General features: G+C 44.9%; 20 protein-coding genes. 19 read left to right on the top strand and 1 reads right to left on the bottom strand.

Annotated elements, in window-relative coordinates; genetic code table 11:
* Positions 1-2: 2 nt before the first annotated feature.
* Positions 3-923, bottom strand: coding sequence for a Na/Pi symporter (locus tag AB1L08_RS04160; RefSeq protein ID WP_413063420.1), 921 nt, complete (start codon positions 921-923; stop codon positions 3-5).
* 171 nt (positions 924-1,094) lie between these two features.
* Between AB1L08_RS04160 and rpsU the strand changes: the two genes are divergently transcribed.
* The 19 genes from rpsU to AB1L08_RS04065 all read left to right on the top strand — a co-directional run bounded on the left by rpsU (position 1,095) and on the right by AB1L08_RS04065 (position 18,155).
* Complete coding sequence (gene rpsU, locus AB1L08_RS04155) at positions 1,095-1,268, top strand: 30S ribosomal protein S21 (RefSeq protein WP_244704788.1); 174 nt, start codon at positions 1,095-1,097, stop codon at positions 1,266-1,268.
* A 12-nt stretch (positions 1,269-1,280) separates the two neighbouring features.
* On the top strand, positions 1,281-1,730 hold the full coding sequence (locus AB1L08_RS04150) for a GatB/YqeY domain-containing protein (protein ID WP_413063419.1): 450 nt from the start codon (positions 1,281-1,283) through the stop codon (positions 1,728-1,730).
* 157 nt (positions 1,731-1,887) lie between these two features.
* Entirely contained in the window at positions 1,888-3,213 is a 1,326-nt protein-coding gene (locus AB1L08_RS04145) for an NfeD family protein (RefSeq protein ID WP_413063418.1), read from the top strand.
* A gap of 5 nt (positions 3,214-3,218) precedes the next feature.
* Complete coding sequence (gene floA / locus AB1L08_RS04140; RefSeq protein WP_413063500.1) at positions 3,219-4,214, top strand: flotillin-like protein FloA; 996 nt, start codon at positions 3,219-3,221, stop codon at positions 4,212-4,214.
* 32 nt (positions 4,215-4,246) lie between these two features.
* Positions 4,247-4,735, top strand: coding sequence for a hypothetical protein (locus tag AB1L08_RS04135; protein ID WP_413063417.1), 489 nt, complete (start codon positions 4,247-4,249; stop codon positions 4,733-4,735).
* Between the two features lie 116 nt (positions 4,736-4,851).
* The gene (gene yqfC, locus AB1L08_RS04130) at positions 4,852-5,136 is read left to right on the top strand and encodes a sporulation protein YqfC (protein ID WP_413063416.1); all 285 of its coding nucleotides are present in this window, start codon (positions 4,852-4,854) and stop codon (positions 5,134-5,136) included.
* Positions 5,137-5,148: 12 nt separating this feature from the next.
* Positions 5,149-6,336, top strand: coding sequence for a sporulation protein YqfD (gene yqfD, locus AB1L08_RS04125; protein WP_413063415.1), 1,188 nt, complete (start codon positions 5,149-5,151; stop codon positions 6,334-6,336).
* Positions 6,337-6,339: 3 nt separating this feature from the next.
* Positions 6,340-7,314, top strand: coding sequence for a PhoH family protein (locus tag AB1L08_RS04120; protein WP_413063414.1), 975 nt, complete (start codon positions 6,340-6,342; stop codon positions 7,312-7,314).
* A 98-nt stretch (positions 7,315-7,412) separates the two neighbouring features.
* Positions 7,413-9,581, top strand: a complete 2,169-nt coding sequence (locus AB1L08_RS04115; protein ID WP_413063413.1) for an HD family phosphohydrolase — start codon at positions 7,413-7,415, stop codon at positions 9,579-9,581.
* Positions 9,565-10,041 carry an rRNA maturation RNase YbeY gene (ybeY, locus tag AB1L08_RS04110; RefSeq protein ID WP_413063412.1) on the top strand — a complete coding sequence of 159 codons (477 nt, stop codon included), beginning with the start codon at positions 9,565-9,567 and terminating at the stop codon, positions 10,039-10,041. The genes AB1L08_RS04115 and ybeY overlap by 17 nt, the downstream gene beginning before the upstream one ends.
* On the top strand, positions 10,025-10,405 hold the full coding sequence (locus AB1L08_RS04105; protein ID WP_413063411.1) for a diacylglycerol kinase family protein: 381 nt from the start codon (positions 10,025-10,027) through the stop codon (positions 10,403-10,405). Before ybeY ends, AB1L08_RS04105 begins: the two co-directional genes overlap by 17 nt.
* 532 nt (positions 10,406-10,937) lie before the next feature.
* Positions 10,938-11,345 (top strand): cytidine deaminase, encoded by a 408-nt coding sequence (gene cdd, locus AB1L08_RS04100; protein WP_413063410.1) that lies wholly within the window; start codon positions 10,938-10,940, stop codon positions 11,343-11,345.
* Positions 11,338-12,252, top strand: coding sequence for a GTPase Era (era, locus tag AB1L08_RS04095; RefSeq protein ID WP_413063499.1), 915 nt, complete (start codon positions 11,338-11,340; stop codon positions 12,250-12,252). Before cdd ends, era begins: the two co-directional genes overlap by 8 nt.
* Positions 12,253-12,359: 107 nt before the next feature.
* Positions 12,360-12,500 carry a YqzL family protein gene (locus tag AB1L08_RS04090; RefSeq protein ID WP_413063409.1) on the top strand — a complete coding sequence of 47 codons (141 nt, stop codon included), beginning with the start codon at positions 12,360-12,362 and terminating at the stop codon, positions 12,498-12,500.
* Between the two features lie 89 nt (positions 12,501-12,589).
* Positions 12,590-13,342: a DNA repair protein RecO gene (gene recO / locus AB1L08_RS04085; RefSeq protein ID WP_413063408.1), complete on the top strand. Its 753-nt coding sequence runs from the start codon at positions 12,590-12,592 to the stop codon at positions 13,340-13,342.
* 278 nt (positions 13,343-13,620) lie between these two features.
* A complete protein-coding gene (glyQ, locus tag AB1L08_RS04080; protein ID WP_413063407.1) occupies positions 13,621-14,514 on the top strand; it encodes a glycine--tRNA ligase subunit alpha in 894 nt (297 codons plus the stop codon).
* Positions 14,507-16,573 carry a glycine--tRNA ligase subunit beta gene (gene glyS / locus AB1L08_RS04075; RefSeq protein WP_413063406.1) on the top strand — a complete coding sequence of 689 codons (2,067 nt, stop codon included), beginning with the start codon at positions 14,507-14,509 and terminating at the stop codon, positions 16,571-16,573. Before glyQ ends, glyS begins: the two co-directional genes overlap by 8 nt.
* Positions 16,574-16,682: 109 nt before the next feature.
* On the top strand, positions 16,683-17,321 hold the full coding sequence (gene ccpN, locus AB1L08_RS04070) for a transcriptional regulator CcpN (protein ID WP_413063405.1): 639 nt from the start codon (positions 16,683-16,685) through the stop codon (positions 17,319-17,321).
* 27 nt (positions 17,322-17,348) lie between these two features.
* On the top strand, positions 17,349-18,155 hold the full coding sequence (locus tag AB1L08_RS04065) for a pyruvate, water dikinase regulatory protein (protein WP_413063404.1): 807 nt from the start codon (positions 17,349-17,351) through the stop codon (positions 18,153-18,155).
* The last annotated feature ends 168 nt before the right edge of the window (positions 18,156-18,323 follow it).

Below are 18,323 nucleotides of genomic sequence, written 5' to 3'. Positions count from 1 at the left end.
AATTACCGTTGATGAAGCATCATGATGAATTTCCCGAATTTGTCGGCAAAGGGCAAAACAGCAAGTGAGCAAAGAATGTTAAATATGACACTGGCGTGTGCAAGCTGCGTTTTGGGATCGCCGGTCAGAAAACGGCTCCAGCCGGCCAAATCATCTATAAAAGGAATAAACAGCAAACCGCCCATCACGTTGAGCCATAAATGGGCATAGGCCGTCAATCTTGCTTCGCGGCCTGCCCCAATCCCGGCCAATAACGCTGTGGAGCATGTCCCGATATTGGAACCGATCATGATGAGAATGCCTGCCTCCAAAGAAATGACGTGATTTTCGAAAAAGCTCATCGCAATCCCTGTTACAACGGTGCTCGATTGAATGATGGCTGTCAAAATCATTCCGCCCGAAAAAGCCCACAGCATGCTTTCCTGAATTTTCCCAAGTATTCCTTGGGCCGTTTCCATGTCGGAAAGGGGACCCGACAGCCATCCAAACCCTTTCATGGAAGCAAAAATAATGCCGATGCCCAACAATATAAATCCGACACTCCTTGTTTTGGCGCTTTTAAACAGTTGGCATACACAGCCAATCCCTAAAAAAGGGATGATCAAATTCGTCATTTCGAAAGACAAAATTTCCAATGTAACGGTTGTTCCAATATTTGTTCCAAGAATAATTCCGATTGTTTGGGGAAAGGATAGTATCCGTGCGGAGACAAGCCCTACTGCTATGACCGTTACAGCAGAGCTGCTCTGGAGGACAAGTGTCATTGCAACCCCGGCCGCCATGCCCTTCAGCGGGGTTGCCGTCACTTGCCTGAGCCATTTTTCCATTGTACTTCCGGACAGATTAAACAGTCCGACCCTCATCCATGTCATACCCAGCAAAAAGCATCCTGCAAATAAAAAAAACAAAAAAATATACAGCATGTCCTCCCCCCTTATGAATCATATGGGAAAGTTCCTGAGGACATGCCGAATAATTGTAGTGGCATGATGTATGGATTGACCTGAATTTCCCGTTATAATATAATGGCTAAGTACATGGATTTTTCCATGCATGAACATGTAATTGCTATGTTCGGAGGGAGGGAAAGAGAGATGTCAAAAACAGTTGTGCGTAAAAACGAATCGCTCGAAGATGCTCTTCGCCGCTTTAAGCGAACAGTTTCCAAAACTGGAACTCTTCAGGAATACAGAAAGCGCGAGTTTTATGAAAAACCAAGTGTCCGACGCAAAAAGAAGTCTGAAGCTGCAAGAAAGCGCAAGTATTAAGAGGGTGAAATCATGAATCTTCTGCCACGTTTGAATGAAGATATGAAACAAGCGATGAGAAGCAAGGAAAAAGAAAAGCTTTCTGTCATTCGAATGCTTAAAGCCGCGTTGCAAAATGAAGCGATCAGGCTGGGAAAAGCGCAATTGTCTGAAGACGAAGAATTAACGGTCCTTTCTCGCGAATTGAAACAACGCAAAGATTCCCTCCATGAGTTTGAAAAGGCAGGACGTGAAGACCTTGCCGATAAAGTGCGAAACGAAATCACATACGTCAATTTATATATGCCTGAGCAGCTTACCGAAGAAGAATTGGAAAACATCATCCAGGAAGCCATTCAGCAAACGGGCGCTTCTTCAAAAGCGGATATGGGCAAAGTAATGGGCGTCCTGATGCCCAAATTGAAAGGAAAGGCGGACGGCGCGCTTGTCAGCAAGCTTGTCCAAAAACTTTTGCTATCATGATGAAAGCCGGGAAGCAAATGCTTTCCGGTTTTTCTATACCTAAGTGGCGCGGTAAGGGCTAAAGAAGCTTTTTTTCGATATAATAAAGACAAAGATTGAAACTTTTTTAAGAAGCCTCTCGTATTACAGTCAGGTGGACCTGGAAGGGAGGGATATCATGAAAAAGATCGTGACCGCTGTCTTTCTGTTTGTTGCCGGGTTTTTGATGCTTTTGCCGGCAGGGGCATCTGCTGAAAAAAACAATGTATATGTCATCCCGATCCAAAACGATGTGGAAAAAGGGCTGTATGCATTCCTGGATCGGGCTATCAGCAGAGCGGAAGCAAATAATGCTGATTTGATTATCTTCGAAATGAATACACCCGGCGGAGCGGTAGATGCCGCGCGGGATATCGGAAACCGGATTGCCAAAACAAAAATAAGAACGGTTACCTTCGTCAATTCGTGGGCAATCTCCGCCGGATCTTATATTGCACTTCATACCGGTGAAATTTATATGACGCCCAATGCAGTGATGGGAGCGGCGGCCGTCATTGACCAATCGGGGAATACCGCCGGGGAAAAGGCCGAAAGCATGTGGCTTGCGGCTATGGAAGGCGCTGCAAAGAAAAGCGGACGCGACCCAAAAATTGCAAAGGCGATGGCAAGCGGGAAAATTGATTTGCCCGGGCTGAAAGAAAAGGGCAAGCTGCTGACGCTGGAAGCGGATCAGGCTTTGAAGGTAGGCTATTCGGAAGGAACGGTCAAGGATGTCGATGAACTTTTGGCAAAAATCGGTATGGCCGATGCAAAAATCCATACGGTTGAGCCGACTTTCGCCGAATCGCTTGCCCGAATTATCACAAACCCCATTGTTGTACCCATTCTCCTGACAATTGCCAGTTTGGGTCTTGTTCTTGAATTGTATTCTCCTGGTTTCGGGGTTCCCGGATTCATGGGACTGTCTGCCTTGCTGTTATTCTTTTTCGGGCATTATGTCGCCGGACTGGCCGGATATGAATCATTGCTTCTTTTCGTCCTTGGACTCATTTTAATTGCAGCCGAATTTTTTGTGGCTGGAGGCATTTTGGGGATTCTTGGCACTGTTGCTGTCATCGGCAGCATGCTGCTTGCGGGCGAAAATATTGTTCATATGGCTGTTTCCATTATTACTGCTCTGTTTTTGGCCATTCTTTTCATGATTATACTTGTAAAGGTGTTTGGAAAACGCATGAATATTTTCAAAAGATTCATTTTAACGGATTCAACGAGCACTGAAAGAGGATATGTATCAAATGTAAACAGATTGGAGTTAATTGGAAGAAAAGGAGTCGCCGTAACGCCGCTTCGGCCATCGGGAACCGTCCTGATTGACGATGAAAGGGTGGATGTCGTTGCAGAGGGAAGTTTCATCGACAACAACACAGATGTAAAAGTGGTGAAAGTGGAAGGCTCCCGCATCGTCGTACGCCCTGTAGAAAACACAAATAAAGAGGAGGAATAATTTTGATGTTAGGCCCTGACACCATTTTTTTATTGGTTATGATTGTTTTAGGCATTATTGCACTTGCCGTACTATTTACATTTGTACCGGTGGGACTCTGGATTTCCGCCCTTGCGGCCGGAGTCAAAATCGGAATTTTTACACTGATTGGAATGAGGCTGAGAAGGGTTATTCCCGGACGTGTCGTCAATCCGCTCATTAAAGCCCATAAAGCCGGGCTCCCTGTTGCTACAAACCAGTTGGAAAGCCACTATTTGGCTGGCGGTAATGTAGACAGGGTTGTCAATGCTCTGATTGCTGCACAGCGTGCCAATATTGAACTTACTTTTGAACGCGCTGCTGCCATCGACCTTGCCGGACGCGATGTTTTGGAAGCAGTTCAAATGAGTGTAAATCCAAAGGTAATTGAAACACCGTTTATTGCCGGTGTGGCAATGGATGGGATTGAAGTGAAAGCGAAAGCCAGAATTACAGTGCGTGCCAATATTGACCGCCTTGTCGGGGGGGCCGGTGAAGAAACCGTTATTGCCCGTGTCGGGGAAGGGGTTGTTTCTACAATCGGTTCCAGCGACAATCATAAAAAGGTCCTGGAAAATCCCGATATGATCTCACGAACGGTACTCTCTAAAGGACTTGATGCAGGAACCGCTTTTGAAATTCTTTCGATCGATATTGCCGATGTTGATATCGGGAAAAACATTGGAGCCCAGCTCCAGACGGACCAGGCGGAAGCCGACAAGAAAATTGCCCAGGCAAAAGCCGAAGAAAGAAGGGCAATGGCTGTTGCAAGCGAGCAGGAGATGAAGGCAAGAGTCGAGGAAATGAGGGCAAAAGTGGTCGAAGCGGAAGCAGAAGTACCGCTTGCCATGGCAGAAGCCCTGAAATCGGGGAATTTGGGTGTCATGGATTACATGTCTCTCCGCAATATTGATGCAGATACGGATATGCGTGATTCCATCGGCAAAATGACGAAACCGGCAAATGATGACAAACAGAAATAAGCTGGGCAGCTCTTTGAAAGGAGGATGCTCCTTTGGAACAATTTTTGCCAATCATCGCAATAGCCATTATCAGTTTTTTGCTGAACAGTAAAAAGAAAGCCCCGCAAAAAGCGAACGAGAACAAACCGGCCCGTCCTGCGGTACAGAAGCCTGCCCGTCCATATGCCGCGCAGGAACAAAGAAAATCGCCAAGGAAAAAAATGGAGCAAATCGAAATGCCCCGCAATCTTCGGGAAGCGGCTGAAATATTATTGACACAGGTCGAATCAAACCCTGCCATTGAGGAGGAAAAGGTTCGGGCCGAAAGGGAATTGGAAGAGCTGAAAAAACAAGCGGAAGCCTATGAGCAAAAAATCCGGGCTGTTCAAAGGAAGGTTGCCGAAAACACCTCCGTTCCCAAGACAGAAACAAATCCAGCTCACCAAGGATTGTTATTCGGACAGCGAAATGATGTTGTCCGGGGGATCATAATGCACGAAGTGCTCGGTCCCCCAAGGGCGCTGAAACGGCGGATCCGCTAGCAGGGCACGGACGAAAATGTTGCCAAAGACGCGGGCAATTTTCTGGTTAAATGTTGAAACAAGTGATGAAACCTCCCTTCATTTCATACATATGAGATGAAGGGAGGTTCTTTTTTATGCCCAATAAAATGACAGACCGATTCCGTAAATGGATGACAAATAAAATGGAACTTCCGCCTGATGTACTGATGGATCTCCCGCGTGTAACGATTATCGGACAAATTCACATATATATAGAAAACCACAAAGGTCTTCTCGCTTTTTCCGATCGTGAACTCCGTCTTCTGCTCAAACAAGGCCAGCTTTTAATAAAAGGAAAATCATTTGTCATAAAAACGATCCTTCCGGAAGAAATTTTGCTGGAAGGGCGTATTGAAGAAGTTTTGTACCTGAAACAGTAAGGAGGGGCACGGATGAAGAACCGGTGGGTTACGTTTATAATGGGGAGGGTGCTCGTAAAAATTGAAGGAAAAGGCGTGGAGCGCCTTATCAATATTTGTGCGCGGAAAAGAGTGTCATTATGGTCTGTCCGGAAACTGAAAACAGGAACCGTATTTTTTTATATTTCACTGCATGATGTACATCATTTCAGGCATATCGCCCGTGATTTTGACTGCAATGTTTCCTTTATTCGCGGAGAGGGACTGCCGTTTCTTTGGAAGCGGCTGTTAAAAAACAGCGGCTTTTTCATCGGTGTATTTCTGTTTCTTGCCCTCATTACCGTATTGTCCAACATGACATGGGGAATACAAATCAACGGAGCAAATCCGGAAACGGAGCACCATATTCGCAAAGAGCTGGACAAACTCGGCATTAAAGTCGGCACTTTTCATTTTTTCAATCAGGACCTGGAAAAGCTTCAGCGGGAATTAACGGACCGCGTGAACAATATTACCTGGATTGGCGTGGAGTTAAAAGGGACAACCTTCCACTTTCAGGTTGTTGAAAAAAATGAGCCGAAAAAGTCCAAACCTCCGGGTCCCCAGCACCTTGTTGCCAACAAAAAAGCAGTGATCGCCGAAATGTTTATTGAAAAAGGCAAGCCGCTTGTTAAGGTCAATCAGTTTGTAAAAAAAGGGCAAATGCTTGTATCCGGCATGATCGGCAAAGAAGACGAGGAACAGCTTGTTCCGGCCAAAGGGGAAGTGTGGGGCAAAACATGGTATCAGTCCGAGGTGGAATATCCGCTCACAACCCATTTTGAGGTGTTTACAGGCAATGAAAAGATCATACACGAAATCAAAATCGGTTCGGTGGAGTTTCCTGTTTGGGGCTTTGGGAACATCGCATTCCAAAACAGGAAAATAGAAAAAAATAATTATCCGGTCCGATTTTTGGGATGGCAGCTGCCGATTTCTTATGTGGAAAAAACAGTCCGGGAAAAGGAAGGCTTCGAGCGGGAGCTGACGAAGAAAGAAGCGGTTCAGGCAGGAATATTATTGGCGAAAAATGACTTGCTAAAAAACATTCCCGACGACGCCAAAATCGACAAGGAAATTGTTTTGCATGAGAAAGTGGAGAATGGTAAAGTTAAGCTAACAGTATATTTTCAAGTGATAGAAAACATTGCTAAAGAAAAACCGATCACCCAAGGAGATTAGTATATGACAGAGGATTTGTTTAAGAAACAGATTCAGCTTGAGAACGATGATGAAGTTTTCGTCCTCTTTGGCAGCGGGGACAACAATTTAAAAATATTGGAAGATGAATTTCAAGTAAAAATTGTCACGCGCGGAGAAACGATCAATATTTCCGGCGATGAAGAAGCGGTAACCCATGCCGAAGAGACGATCAGGCAGCTTTTGGCTGTAACGAGAAGCGGCATTCATATTGGACCGCGCGACGCCGCGTATGCCGCAAAAATGTCCCGGCAGGGTAAAATTGACTATTTTTCAGAACTGTTTCATGAAGAAATCGGGCGGAATGCCAAAAACAAATTGATTCGGGCAAAGACCCTTGGACAACGCCAATACATAGAAGCAATCAGAAAACATGATCTCGTTTTTGGCATCGGTCCCGCCGGGACGGGAAAAACGTATTTGGCGGTAGTCATGGCGGTCAATGCGTTAAAGAGCGGAAAAGTCAACAAAATCATTTTAACCCGTCCGGCCGTGGAGGCAGGAGAAAGCCTCGGTTTTTTGCCCGGTGATTTAAAGGAAAAAGTGGATCCGTATTTACGCCCGCTCTACGATGCCCTTCACGACGTGCTGGGGGCTGAACATACACAGCGTTTGGTAGAAAGGGATACGATCGAAGTGGCTCCGCTCGCATATATGCGCGGCAGGACGCTTGATGATGCTTTTGTTATTCTGGATGAAGCCCAAAACACGACCCATGCGCAAATGAAAATGTTTTTGACCAGGCTCGGCTTTGGTTCAAAAATGGTGATTACGGGCGACTCTACACAAGTGGATCTCCCCCAGGGAGCCAAATCCGGATTGATTGCAGCCGAAGTCATATTGCAAGGTGTGGAAGGCATCACTTTTATCCATCTTGACCACAGTGATGTTGTCAGACATCCGCTTGTGGGACGCATTATTACTGCTTACGCCCAAAATGAGACAACCCCTGGACGTTAAAAAGTCCGGGGTTTTTCATTTGTCAAAAAAATTTCGTGTTTTTGCGCCATAAAACTGATATCATTTGGAATATAACCGAACGTTTTATGGGGGATAATATGGATTTTCAAAAATTAATTGGTAAAGTACGGACAGTCCTTAGCTACAAGCTTTTTACGACACTAATTTTTATCGTCTTGGGCATCCTGATGTTCGCCTTGCTTTATACGAATGTCAAACCCGAAACATATGATATGGAGCTGTTTTCCGTAGCTGAAAAGACCATTCGCTCACCAAAGACGATAGAGGATGAAGTGAAAACCGAAGAAGAACGGCAAAAAGCGGCAGATGAAGTCGGCAGGGTCTACGTTCATAAAACAGAGATCGCCCAAAACCGAATATTGCTGTTAAATTCCATTTTCGATTTTGTAAAAGAAGTGAATCAGGAAACAAAAGACGCGGAAAAAGAGAATCAAAAACAGGAAAAGAAAGTTCCGGATAAACTCGGCTTGCTGAAAGAGAAGCTTTCTGCCGATGTAACGGAGAATGTGACCGAGACCATATCGGATCAATCACTCCTTCGGCTCCTCCATGCAAATGAAGACGAACTGGAAAGGGCAAGGAATTTGTTAATCAGCCACATAGAAGCGATTATGAGTGACAAAATCCGGGATGAGCAGGTAACGGGTGCAAAAAGAGAACTGGCCGGTCGCCTCTCCTCTTCGGGGCTGCCGAAAGAACTTGAACTGGCTGCAGTGGAACTTGGGAAGTATTCGATTGTTCCGAACGAATTGTATGACCCGCAGCTTACAGAAGAAAGAAAACGGCAAGCAATGGAAGAGGTGGAGCCTTATAAGATATTACAGGGCCAAATTATCGTGCAAGAAGGCCATTTGATCGACCGGGAGATATACCGCCACCTGGAACTGCTTGGCCTTTTAAAAAATACGCCTTCCGTTCTGCCTTTTATTGGACTTTCGATTTTTGTCTTCCTTGCTGTCGGGGCAATTTACGTTCCCTTTACGAAATTGAAATTGGCTGAAGATCAAAAACAAAATTTATTGCTTATCATCAGCATTATTTTTGTTGCCTCCATCCTGATCATGAAAATTGTCAGTTTGATGGAAGCGGTGGACCGCTTCGAGATCGGCTATATTTTTCCGGCGGCCATGGCGCCATTTTTGATCAGGGTTTTGGTGAATGAACGGTTTGCATTAATAATGACGGCTATTTTAGCGGCTTGCGGGAGTCTCGTATTTCGGGATGAAATATCGGGAACGATAAATATGGAAATTGCCATTTATTTTTTGCTCAGCGGTGTGGCGGCTATCATATTTTTGCCGAATAAAGGGGAAAGATTCAATATTTTGCGGGCGGGAGTACTCGTTTCGATCATCAACATTTTAATCATTTCTTTTCTCCAATTTGTCGGGGGCGGACAGTTTGCCAAAATGGAATACCTTTTCCACGTGATATACGGAGTCGTTTCCGGAATTCTTTCTGCCGTTTTGGCCATTGGTGTCTTGCCGTTTTTGGAAGCGGCGTTCGGCATTTTATCAACGATTAAATTGATTGAACTGTCAAACCCCAACCACCCGTTATTGAAAAAGGTTCTTACGGAAGCCCCGGGAACGTACCATCACAGCGTCATGGTCGCCAATTTGGCCGAAGCCGCGTGTGAAGCAATCGGTGCGAACGGACTGCTTGCCAGAGTGGGAGCATATTATCATGATGTGGGTAAAACAAAACGGCCGCATTTCTTTATCGAAAACCAAATAAATATGGAAAACCCCCATGACAGGCTGCCCCCGTCAAGAAGCAAAGACATTATCATTGCTCATGTGCCGGATGGAGTGGCAGAATTGAAAAAACATAAATTGCCGAAGGAAATAGTCGAAATAGCGGAGCAGCATCATGGAACGAGCTTGTTAACATTTTTCTATCACAAGGAAAAAAAGATGAATGAACATGTAGCAGAATCAGACTACCGTTATCCCGGCCCGAAACCAAGGTCGATGGAGGCAGCTGTGATCAGTATTGCCGACAGTGTGGAAGCCGCAGTACGGTCCCTGAGAAATCCCACACAGGATGAAATAAAAAAACTTGTCCATCAAATTGTGCAAGATCGGCTGCTTGACGGGCAACTAAATGAGTGCAACATTTCGTTAAAACAGCTTGAGACAATAAAAGCCACATTTTGCGAAACATTAAGCGGTATTTTCCATTCGCGTATCGAGTATCCTGGCAATAAAGAGGAGAAGGTGATGTTAGATGGGACTGGAAATTGATTTTTTGGACGAAACGAATGAAATAAAGACAAGGCAATTAGAGCTCATAAAACGCCTGCTGGAACGAGCGGCATCATTGGAAATGGGTGAAGGCAGCGATGGTGAGGTGTCTGTCACCTTTGTTTCCAACGCAGCGATACAGGAGCTGAACCATTCATACCGGGGCAAAAACGCCCCGACGGATGTTCTGTCGTTTCCAATGGAGGAGTCGGGTGAAGGAGAGGTGGACATTACACACGATCCCGAAATCCCAAGGATACTCGGGGATATTGTCATATCGTTTGACAAGGCCCGAGAGCAGGCACAACAATATGGCCATTCGCTCGAAAGAGAGCTGGGATTTTTGGCGGTACATGGATTTTTGCATCTGCTCGGATACGATCATGAGACTGCTGAAGCGGAAAAGCAAATGTTTCAAAAACAAGAGGAAATACTGAAGAGCCATGGCCTGGAAAGATAGGAACGTATTTTCGTGGCGCCGGCTCGCCTATTCGTTCAAATACGCTTTCCAGGGCATTGCACATGCCTATTCAAATGAGAAGAATTTCCGATTTCATATTGCAGCAGCCATCTTGGTCACCGTCTGCAGCTTCGTATTCCAGCTTGATAAAGTGGAATGGCTGTTTATATTGATCTGTATTTTCGGCATATTTGTTCTGGAACTGATCAATTCAGCGCTTGAAAGGATTGTGGATTTGATTTCAGAGGAATACAGCCAGCTCGCCAAACAGGCCAAAGACCTAGCCGCCGGTGCGGTTTTTATGTATACGATCATGACAGTGATCATCGGGCTCGTTATTTTCTTGCCCAAAATATTTGGTTGACGAAAGAATACCTTTTGGGTATTTCTTTTTTGCTTTTAAAGAAAGTATAAGTTTTTTTAGGGTTTAACATTTTGAACAAAGCCCTTAGTTGTCTAGCTCCGACGCACAGGATGTGCTAGTGCAGGCGAAGCGACAGGACAAGGAAAGCTTAGGCAGCATCGTCATCGTACGAAGGAAAAGCGAAGCTTTTTCGAGGACGTCGCTGCTTGAGCCTGCCTTCGTCGCCGTGTTTCCTTTATCTCGTCGGAGGCACTCCAGTCTGTACGTCGATGGGCAAGGCGCTTGCGCTTTTCTTACGTTAGGGAAAATTTTATGCATTATAGGAAGGGGAGCGCATACATACGAGATGCCGGCTAAGTTTTATTGATTCATTCAGGGCCTCATTTGAAACATCGTTTGTAATGCGATAAAATAATGGCACACTTTTCCTTTGGGAAAAATGATGAAATGATCTAAAAAATTTTCCGGGAAAATATCACTTTTTTTATGAAAAATGTAGTAAAATAATGATAAGGACGCAAAGGAGATTTGGATGGATATTGAGCAATTGATTCAAGAGGCGAAAAGATCCAGGGGAAATGCGTATGCACCTTATTCCAAATTTTTGGTGGGTGCGGCACTGTTGGCAAAAGACGGCACTGTGTATCTTGGCTGCAATATTGAAAACGCGGCTTACAGCGTGACGGTCTGTGCGGAAAGGGTTGCAATATTTAAAGCGCTTTCAGAAGGGGTGAGTGAGTTTGCCGCTCTCGCTGTAACAGCCGATGCAGACCGCCCGGTATCCCCGTGCGGTGCATGCCGGCAAGTCATTGCGGAACATTGCCCAAAAAATATGAAAATCATCATGTCAAACAGCAAAGGGAACATTCAGGAATGCACGGTGATGGACTTGCTTCCGTTTGCGTTTTCCCGGGAGGATTTGAATGAGCAGCATGATTGAAAGGAATTCAACGTTTAAATCTGGTTTTGTCTCTATTATTGGGAGGCCGAATGTCGGGAAGTCAACATTTTTAAACCGGGTGATTGGCCAAAAAATCGCCATCATGAGCGATAAACCACAAACGACAAGAAACAAAGTACAGGGTGTACTGACGACCGATCAAGCTCAGGTGATCTTTATTGATACGCCTGGTATTCATAAGCCAAAGCATAAGCTTGGCGACTTTATGATCAAGATGGCCATGAATACGTTTAATGAAGTGGATCTTATTTTGTTCATGATCAACGCAGAAGAGAAACTTGGCCGAGGGGACGAGTTTATCATCGAACAATTAAAAAGTGTTCGGACACCTGTTTTTCTCGTCATCAATAAAATCGATAAAATACATCCTGATGAGCTTTTTGCCACAATCGAAGAATATAAAGATATGCTATCATTTCAAGAGATTATTCCGATTTCGGCACTGGAAGGAAACAATGTCGGGAAACTGCTTGAGCTTATAAACGAATATTTGCCGGAGGGACCGCAATATTATCCTGCCGACCAGGTGACAGATCACCCGGAAAGGTTTATTGTATCCGAACTGATTCGGGAAAAAGCGCTGCATCTGACCCGGGAAGAAGTTCCCCATTCCATTGCAGTTGTCATTGATCAAATGAAAGTACAAGAAAATAAAAACATCATTCACATTATGGCCACGATTATCGTGGAACGCAGTTCGCAAAAAGGAATCATCATTGGAAAACAAGGAAAGATGCTGAAAGAGATTGGACAACGTGCACGAATCGAGATTGAAAACCTGCTTGGTTCAAAAGTATTTTTAGAACTTTGGGTCAAGGTCCAAAAAGACTGGAGAAATAAAGCTTCACACCTGAAAGATTTTGGATTTACAGACGACAATTACTAAATGATCCCGTAAAAGGTCGTTTGTCATTTAACAAAATTTACGTGGAATCTTCCTGGTCTGCCTGGACAAACATATTCATGAAACCACTCAAGAAAGGCGGGATTCAAATGTATGAGTTTACTTGGAAAGTTTTTAAGAAGACAGGAAATATTGACACATACCTGCTTCTAAAGGAACTTGAGAAAGAGGAACATATGAATGCTCTGCCGATGGAAGAACCAGACGAGGTGGATTATCCTGTATCTTGATGAACCATTTACAAAAGACTTGATTTCGTCACCTTCTGCTTTTCTTCAAACGCCCAATGCAGTATGATACCTCTAAAGGGGTTATGAGCATGCTGCAAAAAATAGAAGGAATTGTGGTCAGATCCACAGATTATGGAGAATCTCATAAAGTTGTCGCCATTTTCAGCAGGGAAGCGGGGAAAATTTCCGGGGTGGCCCGAGGCGCAAAAAAGCCAAACAGCCGCCTTTCGGCCATTTCCCAGCTCTTTACATACGGCCATTTTTTGCTCCAGGCCGGCCAGGGATTGGGCACCTTGCAGCAGGGAGAAATCATTGCCGCCTTCAAGGGTATAAAAGAAGACATATTTAAAACGGCCTACACCGCCTATATAGTGGAAATGGTTGATAAGGGCACACAGGATAGACAACCGAACCCCTATTTGTTTGAATTGCTTCTTCAAACGCTGCAATATATTGATGAGGGCCTGGATCCCGATATTCTTACGTTTATATTTGAAATGAAGATGCTGCCTGTTCTCGGCTTGTATCCGGAAATGGGAAAATGTGCCATTTGCGGGAGCACGGAAGGCACATTCTCGTTTTCCATAAGGGAAAACGGATTGATTTGCCATCGCTGCATGGATCATGATCCTCACTGTCTGCCGCTCTCCCGGCAGTCGATCAGGCTTCTCAGGTTGTTTTATTATTTGGATTTAAACCGGCTCGGATCGATTTCAGTGAAACCCGAAACAAAAAAAGAACTCAAAATGGCCATTGACCTGTATTATGAGGAATATTCCGGCCTTTATTTAAAATCGAAAAGATTTCTGGACCAGCTTGATTCATTGCGGGGGAAACTGTAATGGACAGTTGACAACGAACTTGTTTTCGTTTATTTTAGTGGTTAGTAAAACATAAACTGCAAAGAAGGAAAGTAGTATTCAATCCAATTCCATGATAGCGAACCCGGGACGGTGAAAGCCGGGGGATGGAACGTTGAAGAAGGCAGTCCCGAGCAGGCGTGAAAGAAAGTGGCCGATTTTTCGGCAAATAGGGTGGAACCGCGGGCGAACGCCCGTCCCTATGCTTATGACTGTAAGCATGGGGACGGGCGTTTTTATCATGAGAAAGGGTGATATGTGTGAATATACAAGAAATGATTTTGACACTCCAAAAGCACTGGTCAGATTACGGCTGCATTTTAATGCAGGCTTATGATGTTGAAAAAGGTGCAGGAACGATGAGCCCGTATACATTTTTGCGCGCCATCGGCCCGGAGCCTTGGAACGTGGCATATGTGGAACCATCAAGACGTCCCGCGGATGGCCGCTACGGGGAAAACCCGAACAGGCTGTACCAGCATCATCAGTTTCAAGTCATCATGAAGCCATCTCCAGAAAACATTCAGGACATGTACTTGGACTCTCTGCAAAAGCTGGGGATTGATCCGCTGGAGCATGACATCCGGTTTGTGGAAGATAACTGGGAAAATCCGTCGCTTGGCTGCGCAGGGCTTGGCTGGGAAGTGTGGCTTGATGGCATGGAAATTACCCAGTTCACGTATTTTCAGCAAGTAGGGGGCTTGGAATGCAAGCCGGTTTCCGTCGAATTGACCTATGGCATTGAACGGCTTGCCGCCTATATTCAGGAAAAAGACAACGTGTTTGAGCTGGAGTGGACGGATGGATTTACAATTGGCGATATCTTCTATCAGCCCGAGTACGAACATTCCAAATACGCCTTTGAAACATCAGATCAGGATATGCTGTTTACGCTTTTTACGATGTATGAGAAAGAAGCGAAGCGGCAAATGGAAGGCGGTCTTGTTCACCCGGCATACGATTACATTTTAAAATGCTCCCATGTCTTTAACCTGCTTGATGCGAAAGGGGCCATTTCTGTAACGGAAAGAACCGCGTATATCGCAAGAATGAGAAACATGGCACGCCGTGTTGCAAAAACCTTTTACGAAGAAAGAGAAAAGCTCGGCTTCCCGATTTTACAAACCGAGAAGGAGGAATGTGGGCATGAATAAAAGAGACATATTGCTTGAAATCGGAATGGAAGAGATGCCCGCAAGGTTTATCCGTGAAGCGATCGACCAGCTGGAACAAAAAGTGATCGGCTGGCTTGATGAAAAAAAGATAAAGCACGGCGAAGCGAGAGCTTTCTCCACGCCGCGAAGGCTGGCAGTGATCATCCATGATGCAGCCGAAAGGCAGGAAGACAGTGAAGAAGAGATAAAAGGACCTGCCAAAAAAATAGCGCTGGATGAAAATGGCAACTGGTCAAAGGCTGCCATTGGCTTCAGCCGCTCGAACGGGATGACGACGGACGACATTTATTTTAAAGAAATAAAAGGAACGGAATATGCCCATGTAAAGCGGTTTGTCAAAGGGGAGCAAACAAGCAATTTGCTTCCCGAACTCGAACATATTGCTGCGGGCCTCCATTTTCCAAATAATATGCGCTGGGCCGGCCATTCCCTTAAATATGTCAGGCCAATCCGCTGGCTTGTGGCCATGTTCGGAAATGAAGCCGTTCCTTTTTCCATAGCAGGAGTCCAAACGGACGTGGTGACGAGGGGCCACCGTTTTCTCGGAGACAAGACTGCCATTGTCGCGCCTGCCGAGTATGAAGGGCGCTTATTGGACCAGTATGTGATCGCGGACGTTGAAAAAAGAAAGCAATTGATCCTCGAACAAATGAAAAAGTTGGAAGAGGAACGAAACTGGGTGATTCCAATCGAAGAAGATCTTCTTGAGGAAGTGACCAATCTTGTGGAATATCCGACGGTCTTTTTCGGCAGTTTCGAGGAGAAGTTTTTAAGCCTTCCGGAAGAGGTCCTTATTACCTCCATGAAATCGCATCAGCGGTATTTTCCGGTCCGGGACCGGTCCGGACGGCTGCTCCCGTACTTCGTGTCCGTTCGGAATGGTAATTCCCATCATATCGATACAGTAACGAAGGGGAATGAAAAAGTACTGCGCGCAAGACTCGCCGATGCCGAATTTTTCTTTGAAGAAGATAAAAAAATGGAGATTGACGATGCTCTTAAAAAACTGGAGACGATTATTTATCATGAAAAAATCGGCACCTTGGCCGGGAAGGTAAAACGAATCCGGAAAATGACGAAGGAAATTTGCCTGGCACTGCACCTGCCAAAAGACGAACAGGGATTGGCAGACCGGGCGGCGGCGATATGCAAGTTTGATCTCGTCATGAATATGGTGGATGAATTCCCGGAGCTTCAGGGCATCATGGGGGAAAAATACGCCCTGCAAAAAGGGGAGCCTGCTGATGTCGCGCGGGCGATCCGGGAACATTATCAACCAAGACATGCCCGTGACAGTGTCCCCGCGTTGACAATCGGGGCTGTCGTTGGTATCGCCGATAAGCTGGATACGATCGTTTCATCATTTGCCATCGGTTTAATACCGACAGGTTCGCAAGACCCGTACGCATTACGCAGAAGCGCTTCCGGGATTATCCATATTTTGATTGATAAAAACTGGAATATTTCCTTAACAGACCTGCTGGAAAAAACAATTGCCATTACGAAAGAGGACTCGATCGGAGAGAGCAAAGGGCTGCTTGAAAATGTATTGCAGTTTTTCCGATTGCGCATGAAATTCATGCTGCAGGAACATGATATCCGTCATGACATCATCGATGCTGTACTCGGGGGAGCGATGGACGGAGTGCCGGATATAATGGAAAGGGCCCAAACGTTGGAGGAAAGGAAGGATGACCCCGACTTTAAAGAAACAATTGAATCTTTGGCCCGCGTATTGAATATCGCTCAAAAGGCCGGGAAAGAGGATAAGATTGACCCTGCTTTATTCAAGAGCAGTGAAGAACAGAATCTTTATAAAGAATATATAAGACTAAGTGACACTTTCCGTGCCCGGCATGGTGCAAAATCCCGTTTTTCGGCATTGAAACAATTGAAGCCTGCCATCACCAATTATTTTGATCATACAATGGTCATGGCAGATGATATCGCCATCAGAAACAATCGGCTAGCGCAAATGAAAAAACTTGCTGATTTGATTGGCTCATTTGCCCAAATGAATGAAATTATTGTGAAATAATTGGAAAAGGGGACATAAAACCCCTTTTCCCTTTATTGAAGTGATTCTCATTGAATGCGATATAGTATATACTAAATGATAATAAGTATGTCATATTCCATGTCCATGGGTGGTGAGCAAAATCGAACTGAGCAAAAGACAGGAACGCATATTGGAAATCGTCAAGGAAAACGGTCCGATTACAGGAGAACATATAGCGGAAAAGCTGAATTTGACGCGGGCAACATTGAGGCCTGATCTGGCTATTTTGACAATGGCCGGCTATTTGGACGCGCGGCCGCGTGTTGGTTATTTTTATACGGGAAAAACAGGGACCCAGCTCCTGACGGATAAAATGAAAAAACTTGTTGTCAAGGACTACCAGTCCATGCCTGTCGTCATCCATGAAAACGTTTCAGTTTATGATGCCATCGTTACAATTTTCTTGGAAGATGTCGGTACATTGTTTGTTACAGATGATAACCATCATTTAGCCGGAGTCCTTTCACGGAAAGACCTGTTGAGGGCGAGTCTTGGAAAGCAGGAATTATCTACATTGCCCGTGAACATTATCATGACCAGGATGCCAAATATCACGATGTGCAAAAAAGAAGACTTGCTCATTGACGTGGCCAAAAAATTGATCGATGTTCAAATAGATGCGGTTCCCGTAGTAAAAGAAACGAATTCAGGGTTTGAAGTAATCGGGAGGCTGACCAAAACAAACATTACGAAAGCATTTGTTGCGCTTGCCGACCAGGGGGAATAGTTTACATGATGGAAGAAGGTGATCAGGATGACGGAACCAATCATTTATGTCGTATCGGATTCCGTAGGCGAGACGGCGGAGCTCGTTACGAAGGCGGCAATCACGCAATTCGAGGGCTCCAATGCCGTTATTAAACGGTTTCCGTACGTGGAAGTAAAGGAGAATATTGATGATGTCATATCACTGGCAAAAATGAGCCGAAGCATCATTATTTATACACTCGTGAAGCCTGATATCAGAATGTACTTACAAAATCAAGCGGAGCAGTCGGGAATTCATGCAATCGATGTGCTGGGCCCGCTCATGAATATTTTTGAAACGGTGTTTGGCCAAAAGCCTTCGTGTGAACCGGGGCTTGTCCGAAAATTGGACGCAGACTATTTTAAAAGAATTGAAGCAATCGAATTTGCGGTGAAATATGATGACGGCCGGGATCCGAGGGGTTTGCTTAAGGCCGACATTGTATTGATAGGTGTTTCACGTACTTCCAAAACACCCTTGTCCCAATATTTGGCGCATAAAAGATACAAAGTGGCGAACGTGCCTGTTGTCCCGGAAGTCGATCCGCCCGAGGAACTGTTCAAGATTGATTCCAGCAAGTGTATCGGATTAAAAATCAGTGCTGAAAAGCTTTACGAAATCAGAAGGGAAAGGCTGATCACACTCGGGTTGGATGATAACGCGATCTATGCCAACATAGAAAGAATCCGCAGGGAAATCAACTACTTTGAACAAATTGCCAGTAAAATTGGCTGCCATGTCATTGACGTAACAAGTAAAGCCGTTGAAGAAACAGCCAATATCATTATGAATCATATACAGAATAAAAAATGAGCGGACGATCCGCTCATTTTTTATTTGGGACTTTCGAGTCAGCCTTGAGGAGTAAAAAATCTTCGAGATAATTTCAATTACCATACCCCCTAAATTTTGATAAATATGGGATAATTTAACTGTGTTTATCATGATTTAGGGGGATTTATGGATGATTACAAGAAAAGA

Source organism: Siminovitchia jepli (genome assembly GCF_047228825.1).
In the GTDB taxonomy this organism is placed as follows: domain Bacteria; phylum Bacillota; class Bacilli; order Bacillales; family Bacillaceae_C; genus Siminovitchia.
Note: the sequence above shows the minus strand (reverse complement) of the source record. Positions and strands in the feature narration are given on the sequence as shown.

Bases quoted from the DNA above. Each gene is read 5' to 3' on its own strand.
- AB1L08_RS04160 (WP_413063420.1), bottom strand. From the start codon at position 923: ATGCTGTATATTTTTTTGTTTTTTTTATTTGCAGGATGCTTTTTGCTG.
- rpsU (WP_244704788.1), top strand. From the start codon at position 1,095: ATGTCAAAAACAGTTGTGCGTAAAAACGAATCGCTCGAAGATGCTCTT.
- AB1L08_RS04150 (WP_413063419.1), top strand. From the start codon at position 1,281: ATGAATCTTCTGCCACGTTTGAATGAAGATATGAAACAAGCGATGAGA.
- AB1L08_RS04145 (WP_413063418.1), top strand. From the start codon at position 1,888: ATGAAAAAGATCGTGACCGCTGTCTTTCTGTTTGTTGCCGGGTTTTTG.
- floA (WP_413063500.1), top strand. From the start codon at position 3,219: ATGTTAGGCCCTGACACCATTTTTTTATTGGTTATGATTGTTTTAGGC.
- yqfC (WP_413063416.1), top strand. From the start codon at position 4,852: ATGCCCAATAAAATGACAGACCGATTCCGTAAATGGATGACAAATAAA.
- yqfD (WP_413063415.1), top strand. From the start codon at position 5,149: ATGAAGAACCGGTGGGTTACGTTTATAATGGGGAGGGTGCTCGTAAAA.
- AB1L08_RS04120 (WP_413063414.1), top strand. From the start codon at position 6,340: ATGACAGAGGATTTGTTTAAGAAACAGATTCAGCTTGAGAACGATGAT.
- AB1L08_RS04115 (WP_413063413.1), top strand. From the start codon at position 7,413: ATGGATTTTCAAAAATTAATTGGTAAAGTACGGACAGTCCTTAGCTAC.
- ybeY (WP_413063412.1), top strand. From the start codon at position 9,565: ATGGGACTGGAAATTGATTTTTTGGACGAAACGAATGAAATAAAGACA.
- AB1L08_RS04105 (WP_413063411.1), top strand. From the start codon at position 10,025: ATGGCCTGGAAAGATAGGAACGTATTTTCGTGGCGCCGGCTCGCCTAT.
- cdd (WP_413063410.1), top strand. From the start codon at position 10,938: ATGGATATTGAGCAATTGATTCAAGAGGCGAAAAGATCCAGGGGAAAT.
- era (WP_413063499.1), top strand. From the start codon at position 11,338: ATGATTGAAAGGAATTCAACGTTTAAATCTGGTTTTGTCTCTATTATT.
- AB1L08_RS04090 (WP_413063409.1), top strand. From the start codon at position 12,360: ATGTATGAGTTTACTTGGAAAGTTTTTAAGAAGACAGGAAATATTGAC.
- recO (WP_413063408.1), top strand. From the start codon at position 12,590: ATGCTGCAAAAAATAGAAGGAATTGTGGTCAGATCCACAGATTATGGA.
- glyS (WP_413063406.1), top strand. From the start codon at position 14,507: ATGAATAAAAGAGACATATTGCTTGAAATCGGAATGGAAGAGATGCCC.
- AB1L08_RS04065 (WP_413063404.1), top strand. From the start codon at position 17,349: ATGACGGAACCAATCATTTATGTCGTATCGGATTCCGTAGGCGAGACG.